This window comes from Paenibacillus salivarius (genome assembly GCF_051307165.1).
GTDB lineage: Bacteria > Bacillota > Bacilli > Paenibacillales > Paenibacillaceae > Fontibacillus.
This window is the reverse complement of the sequence record NZ_CP195592.1, coordinates 35,596-52,668: the sequence shown is the minus strand read 5'-3', so window position 1 is coordinate 52,668 and position 17,073 is coordinate 35,596. Positions and strand designations below refer to the sequence as shown.

Sequence of the window (17,073 nt, the reverse complement as noted above, 5' to 3'; positions counted from 1 at the left end):
CGGTGATTTGATTATACATAATGACTCAAACAAGGTCAACAGCCGTATATCCCGCATGGGATCAGTCATTTGCGGATTCCGTCTCGGATACGCGTACCGGGATTTCGCCCGGTTTATAAAGCCCGTATTTTTTCATGGCGATTTGACCGATATATTCGGGGTCTTGAAGACGGTTCAATTCATATTTCAACTGATTCAGAATCTGCTCATTTTCTTCTTTCGTGGCTTGCTGCTGCGCCAACTGATCGGCTTTGGCCCCGATTTCACCGGATTGGGCTATATAGGTATAACACGCCCAGCCAATAAACACCGCCATAAAGCCCATCCATAAACGGATGCGTCTGCGTGCCCCTGTCGATTTCGGGGATTTTGCAGTTGTGTTCTTTTCATTTACCCGCGATTCTCGCATCAGGGCACCTCCCGTCCGTCATTTCTTATTCAATAGCCAATTCCATATTTTCACTACGAATTCCTTTGCAGACTGGAGCCTGTCCGGTAAACGAAGCTTGCTCCAAATAGGTCTACTGGCCCAGATGAACAGTTTCCAAATCGGGGACAGCGTGACCCTCCCCAGGAACAATACGATAACCCAAATGAAACCAAGCAGCACCCGCAGGCCTTTAAAAGCCCATTTGACCGGTGCGATGACCAAAATCTCAATGAGTCGGACCGTAAATCTGTAAATCTTTCTGACTATCCATATTAAATTTACCACAAAACGTTCCGTTAGGACACTCAGAAACAAAAAATGAATCCATACGCCTATAAACAGTCCAAGGAACACGTAAAACCGAAGTTCTCCCTGGTTGACTTGATACAGGGTGTTGAATACGAAAAAGGAAGCGGCAATCCAGTAAAACAGGTCCAATACATGGACACTCCACCGCGGGAAGCGCAACTGTCCCGATACGACACGATAACTGTCAAAGGCGATGCCCAGGATCCCGCCGCAGGCCAGCATCCAGAGCAATGTCGCCCATTGCGTGTGCAGATTCATCGGAACAGCTTCCCTAATAGTCCTTTGCTGGAAGAATGGGAGCCCGGATCGAGATAGGACAAGGATTTAACGAGTCCTTCGATACTGACGAAGCCCTGTTCCAGGTTCAGGTTCTTGATATGTAAATTTTGACCGCGGATCGTCAAGTGCCCAAGCTCGGTCTGCAGCAGAAACTCTTCGTTATCAAAGCTTTCCACGTTAAGCACTCCTGAAATTTCCAGCAGCTTTCTTTGCAGCAAATGCAATTCCTGACGTTTCCCTTTCCCTTGGTCGATCATGGCATGTACCCCTCCCTCTTACCAATAGCTTATTTAGGGACGGGAATAATTAGAACCATAAAAAAAAGCACGCCCCGTCAGACAACGGAGCATGCTCTGTGCGCTTCTTTAGACGATGTCCTCAATTCCAGTCAAAGCCGGAATCTTTGGCAATCGGTTCTTCCTTCACCAAGGTATACAGGGTGGTAGCTTCTTCCTTGCGAGTCGTCTCCGCCAGACGTTCGACACGAACCGTCACCAGCTTCTGGCCGAATTGAACGGTGATTTCATCGCCGACTTTTACGGTACTGCTCGGTTTGGATTCGCGCCCGTTGATCAGGACTCTACCCTGCTCGGATACATCCTTCGCCACCGTGCGCCGCTTGATCAACCGGGACACCTTCAGGAATTTATCTAAACGCATTATTTTACGGCTTCTTTAAGTTTGTTGCCCGCTTTGAAAGCTGGAACGTTGGATGCAGGGATTTCGATCGTTTTGCCGGTTTGCGGGTTGCGGCCGGTACGACCGGAACGTTTGCGGGTTTCAAACGTGCCGAAGCCGATCAGTTGTACTTTGTCGCCGCCGGCAAGGGCGTCCGTAATTTCGCCGAGAACTCCGTTCAATACGGTTTCAACGTCTTTTTTAGTCAAACCGCTTTTGCTGGAAATGTTGTTGATCAAATCTGTTTTGTTCATTAATATTGCCTCCCAATAATAAAGAAAATAGATGGTTATCTGAGTATGAGTATTCTGTCTCAAAGCCTGAATTCCTGCACGGCAAGGAACTTTTTTTTGTTTTTTCGCAAAAAAAGACGAATTTTAGGGAATAAAGGCCTAGTTTTCCTTTCGTTCCAGACTTTTGGCCTGCTCCCAAAAAGCGTCCATCTCGGCCAGAGTGCTGTCCTTCGGCGTTTTTCCGGCTTCCCGGAGCCTGTCTTCCACATAATTGAATCGTCTGACAAATTTCGCGATCGTCATGGATAAGGCTTCTTCCGGCTCTGCCCCGATGACTCTGGCGGCGTTGACGATAGAGAACAGCACATCGCCCAACTCAAGCGCCTGATCGTCCGCGGAATGCCCCTGGGACACGGCTTCCTTCAATTCCGCCAGTTCTTCCTCAATCTTGGCCCAAACACCGTCGATGGATTCCCAGTCAAAGCCAACCTTGGCGGCTTTCTTCTGAAGCTTATATGCCTTCATGAGTGCCGGCAAATCGCGAGGCACACCGCTCAGCGCTGATAGTTTCTCCGGATCGATCCCTTTACGGCGCTTTTCTTCCGCTTTCATCGCCTCCCAGTTTTGCAGGGCGGCTTCGGCATCTTCTGCGCTTAAATTGCCGAATACGTGCGGATGTCTGTAAAGAAGCTTCTCGTTCAGTTCCTGGATGACGTCATACACGCTGAACATCCCGGTCTCCTCTTCCATTTGCGAGTGCAGCATAATCTGGAGCAACAAATCCCCCAGTTCTTCCCTCATATGGTCCGGGTCATCGTCATCGATCGTCTCCAAAACCTCGTACGTTTCTTCGATCAGGTTTTTGCGGATGGATTGATGGGTCTGTTCCCGGTCCCAAGGGCAACCCTCGGGGCTGCGTAGAATCGTCACGATCTCATGGAGCCGTTCAAAGCTCCGGATGCGCAAGGACTCCTCGCTGCTGGCAGGAACGTAGACGAGCGACAGATTGCCGTATCCCTGAACGCGGTCCAGTTCAAACAACGGGATTCGAAGCACCTGCTCTTCGCCGACTACGCCAAGCGCATGGCCAACGACGACCGGGTAATCGTCCGGGTATATGTCCATTAAGCTCAATTTCACGTCCGAAGCCGTAAATTCATCATACACCTGGCCGATGAGCGTATGCCGGCGAGGGTCGAGTCCGGATGCGTTCAGCTCTGCGGCATCCAGCAGTTGAAAACCTTCAATCGGATCAAAGCCGAGCCGTACGAACGCTTCGTCGAGGAAGCTCTCGCCACCGGTGATTTCCAGTTCGATTCCTTCGCCGGGACAACGCTCGCGCAACAGCTTTACCGTAGCCTCCGCAACCATCGGATGGCCGGGTACCGCGTAAAGCACCGGTTGCGCTTGAGACGATTTAGCCGCCAGGATCAGCCGCTCTGCGATTTCTTGATAAACGGAGGGGAAATCGTCGTTTGACTCGTAAACCTCATCGAACGAGACGAATGAGACCCCTGTCTCCTCCAGCCAGGACACCACCGGGTGATCCTTGGTCCGAACGTATCTTTCACCGGTGCCGCCTTGCAGCAGTTTCAGGCTTCCCAGCGTCAGCCGGTCCGGATCGCCCGATCCCAGACCGATAACGGTAATCTTTGCTCCCATACGGGTCACACTCCTCTGTCCTACTATAACATTTGTAGGGACGATGGTAAAAATCGCGCTCGGCTAGCGCAGCAGCCGAAGCTTCCGAAGCAGGCTCGCCAGCTTCGGGCCAACCCGCGGCAGGGCGCTGAGCTCTGCCGCGTCGATCAGGCGCGCCCGCACGGCGGCCGCCATAAACACGGCTGCGCCGAGCAGCACGCCGAGCAGGCTCTCCGCCAGGGCCGTTAACCGGCCCGGCGGCAGCACGGCGTCTGCGCCGAGGCGCAGCGCAAGCACCGCGGCCGCCATCGCCAGGGCGGCCGCGAGAGGGCGTGCCGCCGCGTCCCGCAGGCGGGGGCGCAGGCGCGCGCGCCGGAGCAGCAGCGCGAGATTGAGCGCTGCCGCAAGGCCATAGGCGGCGATACCCGCGATCGCCGCCCCGGCAATGCCCAGCGGCGGCACGAGCAGCGCGTTCAGCGCCGCCTTGAGCGCTGCCGCCGCCAGCAGGTGCCAGGCCGGCGCCCGCACGGCGCCGAGACCCTGCAGCAGCGCGGCGGTGATCGCGACGAGCGCGCCAGGCGCCGCCGTCCAGGCCACCCAGGCCATCGTCCCGGTGCCTGCGCTGTCTTCGTACAGCATCACGTTGATCGGCTCGGCCAACAGCGCAAGACCCGCCGACGAAGCGAGCCCGATCAGCCAAAACCACCGCAGCGCGATCCCTGTTTGACGGCGGATCCCCTCTTTGTCCCCGCGCAGGCTCAATTCCGCCATGACGGGAATGAACAGCACCGACAGGGAGGAAGCCAGCATCGTAACCAATTGGACGAGCGGAATTCCGCGGTTATAAACGCCTACTTCCGTCATGGCCGCAAGCTCGTCTCCCCCGGACGACAGCAAGCGCGGCAGCGTGAACGTATCCACGAGGCTAAGTAACGGAACCGCCAAAGAGGCCAGGCAGATCGGAACCGCGTAGCGGACCATTTCCCGAAGCAAGGCGCTCCCCCGGTTTAGCGGTTTAACATTGTTTCGCATTCCTTCATCGCTGCTTATCTGGACCGTCCCGCCGCCTCTCACCGGAATCCGTCCTTGGCTGCGTTTCCGGTAGCATCCCCAATAAAGAAGCATCACCGCAAGCCCGGCAGCCCCTCCGACAGCCGAACCCGCAAGCGCGCCCCCTGCAATTACCGCTTCACCCGCCCCGGTGCCTGTAAAGTAAAACAGCAATGCGATCATTGCGGCCACCCGGACCGCCTGCTCCGCGACTTGCGACACGGCGGTGGGGGCCATATTTTGCAAGCCTTGAAAATACCCCCGCAAAGAAGCGCCTAGAGGTACGAAAAGCAACGCCGGGGCGGCATTCCGCAACGCAGGAACCAAATGGCTGTTGCCGATCCAGGCCGCAAGCAGCGGAGCCCCTGCGTACATCAATACGCATCCCGCAATACCAAGTACGATCATCATCGATGCCGCGATGCGCAAAACGGCCTGCTTGTCCTGCTCTGCGCCCAGCGCATGCCGCTCAGCGACGAACTTTGAGACAACCGTCGGAAAACCGGCGGTCGCCAGCGTGACCAAAATCGTATAAAACGGATACACCGTATTGTAAATGCCGAAAACCCCGTCGCCACCGATGTTTTGCAGCGGTATTTTTTGCAGCGTTCCGAGCAGTTTGCTTAAGATTGCAGCTAAAGTGAGCATGGCCGCTCCCTCAAGCAGCGTCGATTTGGTACTCCGTTCATCCTTCATAGTCTACCCACTTTGTCGTTTCGTCATGGCCCTTCATACATCAGGTTCCATTATATGACGAAACCGGCCGGGTTCGCTATGGTGCTGCCCGCAAACGAAAACAGACACACCCGTACGAAGGCTTTCGCCATCTCGTTGTAACGGATGTGTCTTTCGGTGCACGACGTTTACTGCTCCATTTGTTTGCCGAGAAAACCGGCTGCCGTCTCCGACATTTTGGACTCCAGTTCCGACATTTTCACCGATTCGTCTTTGTTCATCAGAATCACAGAACCGATCGGGTCCCCACCCGAGATGATCGGAGCGATCACGAAGGAGGATATCTTTTCCGGATGATCCCGGACAATTTCGTAAGTCTCCGTATTCGTCTCTCTGACGGGTTTACGATTTTCCATGCTGTTTTCGATCAGCGCGCTGATTGGCTTGTCCAAATATTCCTTCTTGGAAGCTCCAGCCACGGCAATCAGTGAATCCCGGTCCGAAATCAAAGTGATATGTCCCGTGCTTTCATATAACGATTCCGCATATTCCTTGGCGAAATCGCCCAGTTCACCGATAGGCGAATACTTTTTCAGGATAACTTCACCGTCGCGGTCCACAAAAATCTCCAACGGGTCCCCCTCCCGGATCCGCAAAGTGCGGCGGATCTCCTTCGGAATGACCACCCGGCCCAGATCATCGATACGGCGTACAATTCCAGTAGCTTTCATGTCACATGTTGCCCCGCTTTCTAAGGAAGTATTGAACTACTGTCTGATGGATATTCGTTTATCCTTCGGTATGTTTATACAAAGGAGGGATTCGGCTCTTGTGATTCTGAGCATAGTATTTATCCCATCCGAATTGCTTATGCATTGTAATTTATTGTCCTTTGACAACAAAGCAGCGCGGATTTCTCCGCGCCGCCGTTTATGGCAGTTTTCACAGGCTTACCAATTATTTGCCATCGGTGCCAGTATTGCTCGAGCCGTTTCCGCTTTCGTTACCTGTGGTGCCGGCATTGCCGGTATCGCTGCCCGTATCGGCTCCGTTACCGCTTTGATCCGTGCCGGTATTTGTGCCTGCATCGGTATTACCGGATGTATCACCGGTTGTATTTCCCGAATCTTCGGTCTTCTCCACCTTAGGCAAGTCGATCTTCTTAATTATCTTTTGTAAATCCCCATCAATAAACTCGCCCAACTTTTGAGCCGCCACTGAAGTTTTAATCAAGTCCTTATCTGCAGCATCTAAGTTTTCGAATTCTTTTTCTACCCGGCCTTCAACACGTATGATGTGAAAACCGAAAGTGGTTTCTACAGGATCGCTGATCGTATTGAGTGGTAAGGTAACTGCCGCATTCCTAAACTCAGAAACCCAATTAGTTACATCTGCATCTGCGTATAAGCCTCCATTTTGGATATTTTCCTCACCATCGTCTGAGTATTGCTTAACTAACTTAGCAAAATCCTCACCACTATCTAGCTTAGCTTTAACCTCCTGCGCTAGCTTCAGAGCATCCTCTCTTGATCTTTCCTTACCTTCCTTATCTTTAAATCCAATCAGTATATGACGAACAGAGGCAGTTGTAATATAGCTCGTTTTATTTGCTTCATACTCCTCTTTCATATCATTTTGGCTAACCTTGGACTTTTCACCTTCCATGACTGTGTAAAGACGTACCATATAATTTTTAAATTCTGTTTCAGTTATATTATTTTGCTTCAGAATTTGATTAAATTGTTCCTCTCCATATGCATTTTTCATATCCTCAACTTCTCTAACTGCTTTTTGTTTTCCATCCTCCTTCAAATCGCTACTCACTTTATTCTCCAAATATTCATAGGCAACAGCTTGATTTACGATGTATTTTTGAAAATCTTCAAGTTCTGACAGCTGTCCATACTGTGGGTACAAAAGTATCGATGTTTTCATTTCCAGGTCAAATTCGGCAGCGGTAATTTCCCCGCCTTCATACGTAGCGACAACCTTGTCGTCGTCTTTCTTCCCGCAGCCAGCCATGACGGCCACAGCCATCACCAGAGACAGGGCTATGAGCAGCGTCTTCCATGAACGCCCTTTACTTTGAAACATCTTGTAGTTCCCCTTTCGATTTGAACGAGTCCTTCAGAGCTCCCAGGAACTGCTCCAACAAGCCCATCATTTCTTTATCGTCCATTCCCTTGGTTTTGATGCGGATCAGCATGCCCGATCCTTGTATAAATTGTACACGTCTTCCGAACATATTTCCAACTTCCGCAATTTGTGCGGGAATGATATCGCGTTCCCGGCCTTCATAAAACTTCACGGTCACTTCTTCTCCGCGCAAGGTCATGGACTCGATGCCATACTTTTTGCCGTACAGCTTCACGCGGGCCACGGACAGCAGGTTCTGCACCGCCTCCGGCAGCTCCCCGAAGCGGTCGAGCAGCTCGTCCTCCAGTTCGGCGACATCGTCAAACGTGGCGGCCGATGCCGTCTTTTTGTAAATCTCAATCTTTTGAATACTATCATAAATGTAATCCGAAGGTAAATAGGCGTCGATGCCAAGATCGATCGTCGTGTTCCATTTCGATTCCTCGGGAACGGCTTCGCCAAGCATGGTTACCTTCCGCTTCTGGATTTCCTCGGCCAGCATCTGCGAGTAGAGGTCAAAGCCGACGGACGCGATAAATCCATGCTGCTCGGCGCCGAGCAGATTTCCGGCCCCGCGAATGGCCAGGTCGCGCATGGCGATTTTGAAGCCGGACCCAAGCTCGGTAAACTCTTTAATCGACTGCAGCCGCTTCTCGGCCACCTCGGTCAGCGACTTGTCTCGCTGGTACGTAAAATAAGCATATGCGATCCGGTTGGATCGTCCAACCCTGCCGCGAAGCTGATAAAGCTGGGATAAGCCCATCTTATCGGCATCATGCACAATCAGGGTGTTGACGTTCGGAATGTCGACCCCTGTTTCGATAATGCTGGTGCTGACCAGAACATCGTATTCCCCGTCTAGAAAATCAAGGATCGTCTTCTCCAGCTCTTGCTCCGACATCTGACCATGCCCAATGCCTACCCTTGCTTCCGGGACAAGCATCGAAATTTGCGCGGCCATTTCCTGAATTCCTTGTACACGGTTGTACAAGTAATAAATTTGGCCCCCGCGCGCCATCTCCCGCTCGATCGCTTCTCTGACGAGAGCCTGGCTATGCTCGACGACATAAGTTTGTACCGGGAAACGGTTTTCCGGCGGCGTCTCGATGACGGACAAATCCCGCACGCCGAGCATGGACATATGCAGCGTCCGCGGAATCGGCGTCGCCGTCAAGGTCAGCACATCGACATTCGTCTTCAGCTTTTTAAGCTTCTCTTTGTGAGTGACGCCAAAACGCTGCTCTTCATCGACAATCAGAAGTCCAAGGTCCTTGAAAACCAGGTCCTGCGAAAGCAGGCGATGCGTACCGATGACGATATCGACCGTTCCCTGGCGTACGCCTTTAATGGTCTCATTCTGTTCCTTACGGCTGCGGAACCGGCTGAGCGACTGAATGTTGATCGGATAGCCGGAGAAACGTTCACGGAACGTTTCATAATGCTGCTGAGCCAAAATTGTCGTCGGCACCAGCACGGCTACCTGTTTTCCTTCAATCGCGGCTTTGAACGCAGCGCGGATCGCCACTTCGGTTTTGCCGTAGCCGACATCGCCGCACAACAGCCGATCCATTGGCCGGGATTGCTCCATATCCTTCTTGATTTCCTCAATGGCCCGGACTTGGTCCCGCGTTTCTTCATAAGGGAACATCGCCTCGAATTCCTGCTGCTCCGGCGAATCCTTCTCAAATGCAAATCCCGGAGAAGACTGGCGTTCCGCATACAACTTGATCAAATCGTCGGCGATATCCTGTACGGAGGAACGCACTTTGTTTTTCACCCGGGTCCATTCATTGCCCCCGAGTTTGTATATTTTCGGCTCTTTCTCTTCCGAACCGACATATTTCTGGATCATGTCGATCTGCTCGATCGGTACGGACAGCTTGTCACCGCCGGCATACAGGATGTGCATGTAATCCTTGTGGATGCCGCCGACTTCCAGCGTGCCTATGCCCAGATATTTCCCGATCCCGTGATTCTGATGCACGACATAATCGCCGACCTTGAGCTCGGTGTAGCTCTTGATCCGCTCGGCATTATCCATGCTTTTGCTGACTTTCCGCGCTTTCCGCTGTTTCTGCGAAAACATCTCGCCTTCAGTGATGACGACGAGGTGAACCGACGGAAGTTCAAAGCCGGACTGCAGATTGCCCTGCAGCAGAGTCGGTTCATCAATGCCGTAATCTTGAAGCACGCGGCGCATCCGGTCCATCCGTTCGTCGGTGCTGGCCAGCATGATGACGTTCGCTCCGCTCTTTTTCCAACGCTCCATTTCCGCTTTAAGGACATTCATCTGCCCATGGAAGTCCTGCATTGCCCGGCTGACGAAATTGAGGATATTTTGCGGCTGGGAATGCGGCACCTGGCGGAGGAACAGCGACATAAACAGCGTTTGGAACGGCCGGTGATAAATCACGCGATCCCCGTTCAGAGCCAAGGGAAGGTCCGGCAGGCTTTTGCCGTTCTGGAACAAATGCAAGTTCCATTCGGATTCATCCCGCTCCAACTGACGCGACGTTTCAAGCAAACGGGCCGGCTCATCAAGAATCAATAGCGTGTCCGCAGGCATGTAATCGTACAAACTCTGATTCTCCGGATAGATGAGAGAAATATATTTATAGATTTCCGGAAAATAGACATGCTCCCGCATTAGCTCTATTTCCCTGGAAATTTCCTCGCTCAGTTTATTTTTTGCCTGGCGATCGCTCATTTTCTCCAATTGCTGTTCCAGACGTTCTCCCACCGCTTGGGCGGCACGTTCTAGACGGTCCCGGGAAGCGATCAACTCCTTGCACGGGGTTACTGTAACCTGTTTGATTTGATCGACCGACCGCTGATCCGCGGGATCAAAGGTTCGGATGGAGTCAACTTCATCGTCAAACAACTCCACGCGGTATGCCAACGCCGTGGTTAGCGGATAAAAATCGATAATGCCCCCGCGAATGCTCATCTCACCCCGGGACTCGACACGCTCGACTCTTTCATAACCAAGTTCAATCATCCGCGCTAGAAAGTCTTCAAGCTGCAGCGTCCCTCCAAGCTCGATCGACATGCTGGCCTCCGAGATCGCCTCCCGCGTCGGGATAAATCTGCGCACGCCCGAATAAGGTACGACCACAACTCCCCGGAACCCCTGGGAACATTGCAGCAGTACCTCGATCCGCTGGGCGAGCATCTCGGGACTGGAGACCGCCGCTTCCGCGGCTACCAGTTCATTTGCAGGATACAACAGCACCTGATCGGCTGACAGCGCTTCCTGCAAGTCTTCGTATATTTTCTGCGCGGAAAACATGTTATGGGTCACGACCATCAAAGGCCGATTCGTCTCCTGATACAGTGCGGCCAACGCCACCTGCCTGGAGGAACCCGATAGCCCGGAAATCAGTTGTTCCTTCATGCCGGCGCCTACTCCCGCCACCATCGAAGTGAAATCCGTATCCCGGGAGAAAGCTTGTATGAGTGCTTGTAACAAGTGAGGCACCTCTCTTAATTTCTAGATTGCCAACAATAATCAAAAGGAGCCTCAGCAACCTTGCCAAGGCCCTATATCCCGCTCATCCGGTGATATACATCCTATTCTGCCCCGCTATTGCAGGGGATTCGCAAGCAATGATAACTCCGGGTTATTCTCCAAAGCTTCCCTGCAATAATCGCAGGTCACCCGGACCGTCGTCTCGCCGTTCGAATCATACGCTATTATATCTCGCCGCTCATCAGGGGTCAAGAAATGGAAACCGAGCTGGGATTCCGTGATATCGGGAGCATCGATTCTACCAACAAAGGTGCGGCAATGCCGGCAAACATAGTTTACAGCCATCTATATGCCTCCTGGGGATTGTTTATACCACCAGTATGCCCCGCGCGCCTTCGATTTAGCCCTTGCCCCGTTCTTCTATCCGTTAAACTTGGCCATCGTCTGCTCAAATGTATGATCCAAGCTAAACTCCAAAGCGTCGCATGCCGCCTCGATCGACTGTTTAAGCAGCGGAGCTTCCTTTTTTGCAAAATTGGAAAGCACATAATCGACAATCGGATAACCCGGCTCAGGTCTGGATATCCCCATTCTGATCCGGTTGAACGTCTGCGTTCCCGTATGCTGGATAATCGATTTGATTCCGTTATGACCGCCCGCACTTCCCTGATACCGCAGCCGGTTACGGCCGATCTCCGTATCCAGGTCGTCATACACGACGATCATATCTTCCAGCGGAACCTTATAATAATCCATGAAAGCCCGCACCGATTCGCCCGACAAATTCATATAGGTCATCGGCTTGATCAAGGCCACCTTCCCGCCCGGGAGCATCCCCTCCCCGATCAGCGCCTTGCACTTGCTCTGCTTGATCGCGATGCCGTGCCTTCTTGCCAGCTCGTCCAGAGCCATAAATCCGATATTATGTCTCGTGTTCTCATATTTGGACCCCGGATTACCGAGGCCTACGATCCATTTCATGTTGAACCTCCAAACATTTAATTTCTTATCTATCCGAATGTTTCGACAAGGAGAGGAGAATCCGACCCTTTTCGCTAAATTTCAATGTTCCCCGTGAAACAATATCTGCAGCCCGACTCACTCATTCTTCCTGCACGAACCTAAGCGTTTCCCGAAGGGAGAGCGCCTTTTTGCACGAGGTAGAAGTAATCCAGCCAATTGTTGCTCATTCTTCCTGCAACGACCTAAGCGTTTCCCGAAGGGAGAGCGCCTTTTTGCACGGAGTAGAAGTCATCTAGCCAATTGTTACTCATTCTTCCTGCACGAACCTAAGCGTTTCCCGAAGGGAGAGCACCTTTTTGCACGAGGTTGAAGTCATCCAGCCAATTGTTACTCATTCTTCCTGCACGGACCTAAGCGTTTCCCGAAGGGAGAGCGCCTCTTTGCACGAGGTTGAAGTCATCCAGCCAATTGTTACTCATTCTTCCTGCACGGACCTAAGCGTTTCCCGTAGGGAGAGCGCCTCTTTGCACGAGGTAGAAGTCATCCAGCCAATTGTTGCTCATTCTTCCTGCACGGACCTAAGCGTTTCCCGAAGGGAGAGCGCCTCTTTGCACGGAGTAGAAGTCATCCAGCCAATTGTTGCTCATTCTTCCTGCACGGACCTAAGCGTTTCCCGTAGGGAGAGCGCCTCTTTGCACGAGGTAGAAGTCATCCAGCCAATTGTTGCTCATTCTTCCTGCACGGACCTAAGCGTTTCCCGAAGGGAGAGCGCCTCTTTGCACGGAGTAGAAGTCATCCAGCCAATTGTTGCTCCTTTCTCCCATTCATGCTCCCCAGCAGGAGCGCCCCAAATGTAGCGGACCCCCGAGGGGAGAAAAGCGCTCGCAGCAGTAAAGCCACCCGGGTGAGCAGAAAGCAGCAGTATTCTCCAGCATACAGGCAGCACAGGTCATCCAATAGTTAAGCGGCCCCGAAGGGGGATAAGCGTTCCATGCACCACAGTAAGGCGTATCCCCGAAGGGGACAGCCGCGCAGGAGCGCCTCTGTCACTCCCACGTTCCCCCCATTTCGGGTAATCCCCTAGGGCAGCGCCCTGGGGGGCCCTCCCTAGAGGGAGGGTTTGGGTGGGTGTTCTCCCGGTTTGGGTGGGTGACCTCCAAATATCAATAAGGGTTGCTCCTCGCCAAGGAGGATGCAACCCTTCATTTGCAGCAGGACGCCGGCTCTCTTTATTCGATCTCGAACAGCTTGCTGATCGACAGCTCCTCATGGACGCGAATAATCGCTTCGCCCATCAACGGAGCAACGGACAACACTTTCAGCTTGCTGGTCGGATGCGGATGCGTGATCGGAATGGTATCTGTAACAATAACTTCCTTCAGCGGAGAGTTCTCTAATCGTTCCATCGCCGGACCGGACAAAACCGGATGCGTACAGCACGCGTAAACTTCCTCGACTCCGCCTTCCTTCAGCGCATTGGCGCCGAGTACAATGGTCCCGGCCGTATCAATGATATCGTCAACGAGAATCGCGGTTTTCCCTTCGATATTCCCGATGATGTTCATAACTTCGCTGACATTCGGCTCCGGACGGCGCTTGTCGATGATCGCCAGCGGCGCGTTCAAGAAATCCGCAAGCTTGCGAGCCCGTACTACACCGCCGTGATCCGGGGATACAACGACCGGATTCGGGATATTTTTCGAGCGGAAATATTGGGCAAGAATCGGTACGCCGAGCATATGGTCCACCGGAATATCAAAGAAGCCCTGGATCTGCATTGCATGTAAGTCCATCGTAATAACGCGGTGTGCGCCGGCTTTTTCGATAAGGTTGGCCACCAGCTTGGCTGTAATCGGGTCACGCGAACGCGCCTTCCGATCTTGACGGGCATAACCGTAATACGGAATAACGACGTTAATACTCTTGGCTGAAGCCCGTTTCAATGCATCCACCATTACCAGAAGCTCCATCAGGTTGTCGTTGACTGGAGCGCAAGTGGACTGAACCACATACACATGGCAGCCGCGAACGCTCTCGGAAAGCTTGACCTGAATTTCGCCGTCACTAAAACTCGTCGTCTCCGATTCCCCCATCGGAATCCCGATATAATCGGCGATTTGATGAGCCAGCTTGGGATTGGAGTTGCAAGTGAATATTTTCAGTTTAGAATCACAATAAGTCATAAATTTTAATACCCTCCGTGCTGTGTAGATAGATAACTATCCCGTCATTGAAATGCATTGCATCCTGATGATTCCGCAAAAAGAGGCCGCGCCATAGTCGAACGATCCTACTGCAACATGCCTGACAACATTCGATTCGATTTTATGATTCCTGTTCCTGCTTCTGTTTCTTGGCTTTTGCGCGTGCGCGAAGCTTCTCGGCATAGCCCGGCTTGTTTTCCTGCCGGTTGCGCGCGATGGCCACATCATTGTCCGGTACCTTCTGCGTAATTGTGGAACCTGCCACAACATAAGCACCCTTGCCGACCTTCACCGGGGCAATCAAGTTCACATTGCTGCCGATGAACGCGTCGTCTTCGATTTCCGTAATGGACTTATTATACCCATCGTAGTTAACCGTTATCGCACCGCAGCCGATATTTACGTTTTTACCTACCTTGGCGTCCCCGACATAGCTCAAATGCGAAACCTTGGAGCCGTCGTCGAGCGTTGCGTTTTTAATTTCCACAAAGTCGCCGATTTTGACATGCTCGCCCAGTTTTGCACCTGGACGCAAATAAGCGAAAGGCCCAACCGTCGTCTCCTTGCCGACTTCCGCCTGGCAGAGTACCGACTGTTTCACCTTTGCGCCATCATCGATACGGCAGTCTTCAATTTCCGCGGCCGGTCCGATGACGCAATTCTCGCCGATCTCCGTTTTGCCCGAAATCGTGGTTCCCGGATAGATCACCGTATCCGAACCGATAAACACATCCGCGCCAATGTAAGTCGAGCTCGGATCAATAATCGTAACCCCGTTCAGCATATGCTTCCGGTTAATCCGCTCCCGCATGAAACCTTCTGCTTCGGACAACGCCAAACGGTCATTGACACCGATGGACTCCGAATAGTCGCTCGTCAGGTAACCCTCCACGACTTCGCCTTCATTGACCAGAATGCCGATGACATCCGTCAAATAGTATTCTTGCTGTGCGTTGCTGTTCGTTACTTTTTCCAGTGCCGCAAACAGCTTTGCATTATCAAAACAATAGGTTCCCGTGTTAATTTCCTTAACCGCATCTTCCTCAGGGGAGCAATCCTTTTGCTCGACAATCCGAACGACGGAACCATTTTCGGTGTCCCGGATAATGCGACCATACCCCTGTGGTTGATCCATGGAAGCCGTTAATACGGTAGCTGCCGCTCCCTTTCCTTCGTGAAGGCTAAGCATTGCTTCCAACGTTTCTTCCTTGACCAGCGGAGTGTCGCCACAAATGACGATCGTTGTACCTTCTTCTTTACCGAGCAGTCCCCCGGCTTGCTTGACCGCATGCCCGGTTCCAAGTTGCTGCTCCTGCAGCACATACTCGGCTTTTGTTCCCAGATAAGATTTCACCGCTTCGGCTCCGTGGCCCACAACTACAATTCTGCGCTCACATTGGACTTTTTCAACCGTGTCCAGGACATGCCCGACCATCGGTTTGCCGCAAACGGGATGGAGCACTTTGTAGAGCTTCGACTTCATGCGCTTTCCCTGACCTGCGGCAAGAACAATCGCAAATCTTTTCAAGGCCCCGGCCTCCTTCTCTTGAACTCATTACTGAATATATCTCATTTAGGAGAAAAAGAAAAGAGAGCCATGCGTATGGCTCTCTTTTCTCGAACCCCAATTGGTTGAGACAAAACTGCGACTTAAGCCCCTTCTTCAATGACTTCCTCTTGCTCGGCAGCACGCTCGTACTCTGCCAGGACAGCAGCTTGGATCTTCTCGCGTGTACCCGAAGAAATCGGATGCGCAATGTCCCGGAATTCCCCGTCAGGAGTACGCTTGCTCGGCATAGCTACAAACATGCCATTGTTCCCGTCGATAACGCGAATGTCATGAACAACAAATTCATTATCGATGGTAATGGATGCGATCGCTTTCATTCTGCCTTCAGAGCTGACTCGGCGGAGTCTTACGTCCGTAATTTGCATATGTGTTCACCACCTTTTTCCATCAGAGACTTGGTGTAATATTCCACATAGCAAACGGAAATCCTCTTTTTTTAATGAACATTATGGCCTAAAATCAGGAATTTTTTTGTGTTGGCTGGCTTTTCGACATGATTCGCCGCAAACCTTGACTGTTCAACAAAAAATCGACAAAACTCTCTATCCTGTTGGAAGATTAATTTTTGGAGAAATAATTCCCGGGTTCTACTGAAATTTCCTTGCCCTTGGCATCTACCGCCCGGAGTGTAGCCAAAGAGACATAGTCCTGGAGCAACCGCTCATCCGACTCCACTTCCCCCGACTCGACCAGAACGCCTACTCCTGCCACTTCGGCATCAAATTCGGCAAGCAGATCCACCATTCCCCGGATCGTACCGCCCGCCTTCATGAAGTCGTCCACGATCAATACTTTGGACTTTTGCTTCATCGCCCGGCGTGACAAGGTCATCGTATGCAAACTTTTGTGCGAGCCTGAAACATAATTGATGCTCACCGCCGAACCTTCCGTCACCTGATGGTCTCTGCGGACCAACACGACCGGCAGGTTCAATTCCGCACCCGTTGCGTAAGCGAGCGGAATCCCTTTTGTCTCCACCGTCATGACACAGTCGATGTCGCGTTTCGCGAAGGCGGTCGCAAACAGCTTGCCCGCTTCGTTCATCAGCCCCGGCAAGCCCAAAAGGTCCGACATGTACAAATATCCGCCCGGCAAAATACGATCGGGTTCGGACAGCTTCTCGCATAGTTGATGGATAAAGTGGAGTGCCTGTTCCCGTCCGACCATCGGCATATACTTCACTCCACCGGCCGCGCCTGCTAAAGTTTGCAACTCGCCGGTGCCTTCTTCCTCAAACACTTCTTTAATAATCGCCAAATCTTCGCTAATCGAGGACTTGGCCGCCTCATACCGTTCCGCAAACGTGGTAAGCGGGATCAATTGATGGGGGCGGGATAACAAATATTGCGTCATATCCACCAATCGAGCGCTTCTTTTCAATTTTTTCACGAAGTACCCCTCGCTAAATCCGAATATTTTATAGAGAATATACCATT

General features: G+C 52.2%; 16 protein-coding genes. All 16 read right to left on the bottom strand.

Features of this window, described 5'->3' with window-relative positions:
• Positions 1–61: 61 nt before the first annotated feature.
• Complete coding sequence (locus tag ACSFXJ_RS00255; RefSeq protein WP_435923262.1) at positions 62–409, bottom strand: FtsB family cell division protein; 348 nt, start codon at positions 407–409, stop codon at positions 62–64.
• 18 nt (positions 410–427) lie between these two features.
• On the bottom strand, positions 428–997 hold the full coding sequence (gene yabQ, locus ACSFXJ_RS00250) for a spore cortex biosynthesis protein YabQ (RefSeq protein WP_435923261.1): 570 nt from the start codon (positions 995–997) through the stop codon (positions 428–430).
• Entirely contained in the window at positions 994–1,275 is a 282-nt protein-coding gene (yabP, locus tag ACSFXJ_RS00245) for a sporulation protein YabP (RefSeq protein WP_435923260.1), read from the bottom strand. The genes yabQ and yabP overlap by 4 nt, the downstream gene beginning before the upstream one ends.
• Before the next feature lie 121 nt (positions 1,276–1,396).
• Positions 1,397–1,678 (bottom strand): RNA-binding S4 domain-containing protein, encoded by a 282-nt coding sequence (locus ACSFXJ_RS00240; protein WP_435923259.1) that lies wholly within the window; start codon positions 1,676–1,678, stop codon positions 1,397–1,399.
• Positions 1,678–1,950, bottom strand: a complete 273-nt coding sequence (locus tag ACSFXJ_RS00235) for an HU family DNA-binding protein (protein WP_044482598.1) — start codon at positions 1,948–1,950, stop codon at positions 1,678–1,680. Before ACSFXJ_RS00235 ends, ACSFXJ_RS00240 begins: the two co-directional genes overlap by 1 nt.
• 138 nt (positions 1,951–2,088) lie before the next feature.
• The gene (gene mazG / locus ACSFXJ_RS00230) at positions 2,089–3,591 is read right to left on the bottom strand and encodes a nucleoside triphosphate pyrophosphohydrolase (RefSeq protein ID WP_435923258.1); all 1,503 of its coding nucleotides are present in this window, start codon (positions 3,589–3,591) and stop codon (positions 2,089–2,091) included.
• A 63-nt stretch (positions 3,592–3,654) separates the two neighbouring features.
• On the bottom strand, positions 3,655–5,316 hold the full coding sequence (locus tag ACSFXJ_RS00225) for a putative polysaccharide biosynthesis protein (protein ID WP_435923257.1): 1,662 nt from the start codon (positions 5,314–5,316) through the stop codon (positions 3,655–3,657).
• A gap of 167 nt (positions 5,317–5,483) precedes the next feature.
• Positions 5,484–6,026 (bottom strand): stage V sporulation protein T, encoded by a 543-nt coding sequence (gene spoVT / locus ACSFXJ_RS00220; protein ID WP_435923256.1) that lies wholly within the window; start codon positions 6,024–6,026, stop codon positions 5,484–5,486.
• 226 nt (positions 6,027–6,252) lie between these two features.
• On the bottom strand, positions 6,253–7,389 hold the full coding sequence (locus ACSFXJ_RS00215) for a peptidylprolyl isomerase (protein WP_435923255.1): 1,137 nt from the start codon (positions 7,387–7,389) through the stop codon (positions 6,253–6,255).
• Positions 7,376–10,900: a transcription-repair coupling factor gene (mfd, locus tag ACSFXJ_RS00210; protein ID WP_435923254.1), complete on the bottom strand. Its 3,525-nt coding sequence runs from the start codon at positions 10,898–10,900 to the stop codon at positions 7,376–7,378. Before mfd ends, ACSFXJ_RS00215 begins: the two co-directional genes overlap by 14 nt.
• 114 nt (positions 10,901–11,014) lie before the next feature.
• Positions 11,015–11,245 carry an anti-sigma-F factor Fin gene (locus ACSFXJ_RS00205; RefSeq protein WP_435923253.1) on the bottom strand — a complete coding sequence of 77 codons (231 nt, stop codon included), beginning with the start codon at positions 11,243–11,245 and terminating at the stop codon, positions 11,015–11,017.
• 75 nt (positions 11,246–11,320) lie between these two features.
• A complete protein-coding gene (gene pth / locus ACSFXJ_RS00200; protein WP_435923252.1) occupies positions 11,321–11,881 on the bottom strand; it encodes an aminoacyl-tRNA hydrolase in 561 nt (186 codons plus the stop codon).
• Between the two features lie 1,211 nt (positions 11,882–13,092).
• Positions 13,093–14,046, bottom strand: coding sequence for a ribose-phosphate diphosphokinase (locus ACSFXJ_RS00195; protein WP_435923251.1), 954 nt, complete (start codon positions 14,044–14,046; stop codon positions 13,093–13,095).
• A 142-nt stretch (positions 14,047–14,188) separates the two neighbouring features.
• On the bottom strand, positions 14,189–15,595 hold the full coding sequence (glmU, locus tag ACSFXJ_RS00190) for a bifunctional UDP-N-acetylglucosamine diphosphorylase/glucosamine-1-phosphate N-acetyltransferase GlmU (RefSeq protein ID WP_435923250.1): 1,407 nt from the start codon (positions 15,593–15,595) through the stop codon (positions 14,189–14,191).
• Between the two features lie 122 nt (positions 15,596–15,717).
• Complete coding sequence (spoVG, locus tag ACSFXJ_RS00185; RefSeq protein ID WP_055105386.1) at positions 15,718–16,002, bottom strand: septation regulator SpoVG; 285 nt, start codon at positions 16,000–16,002, stop codon at positions 15,718–15,720.
• A 193-nt stretch (positions 16,003–16,195) separates the two neighbouring features.
• Complete coding sequence (gene purR, locus ACSFXJ_RS00180; RefSeq protein ID WP_435923249.1) at positions 16,196–17,026, bottom strand: pur operon repressor; 831 nt, start codon at positions 17,024–17,026, stop codon at positions 16,196–16,198.
• Positions 17,027–17,073 lie beyond the last annotated feature (47 nt).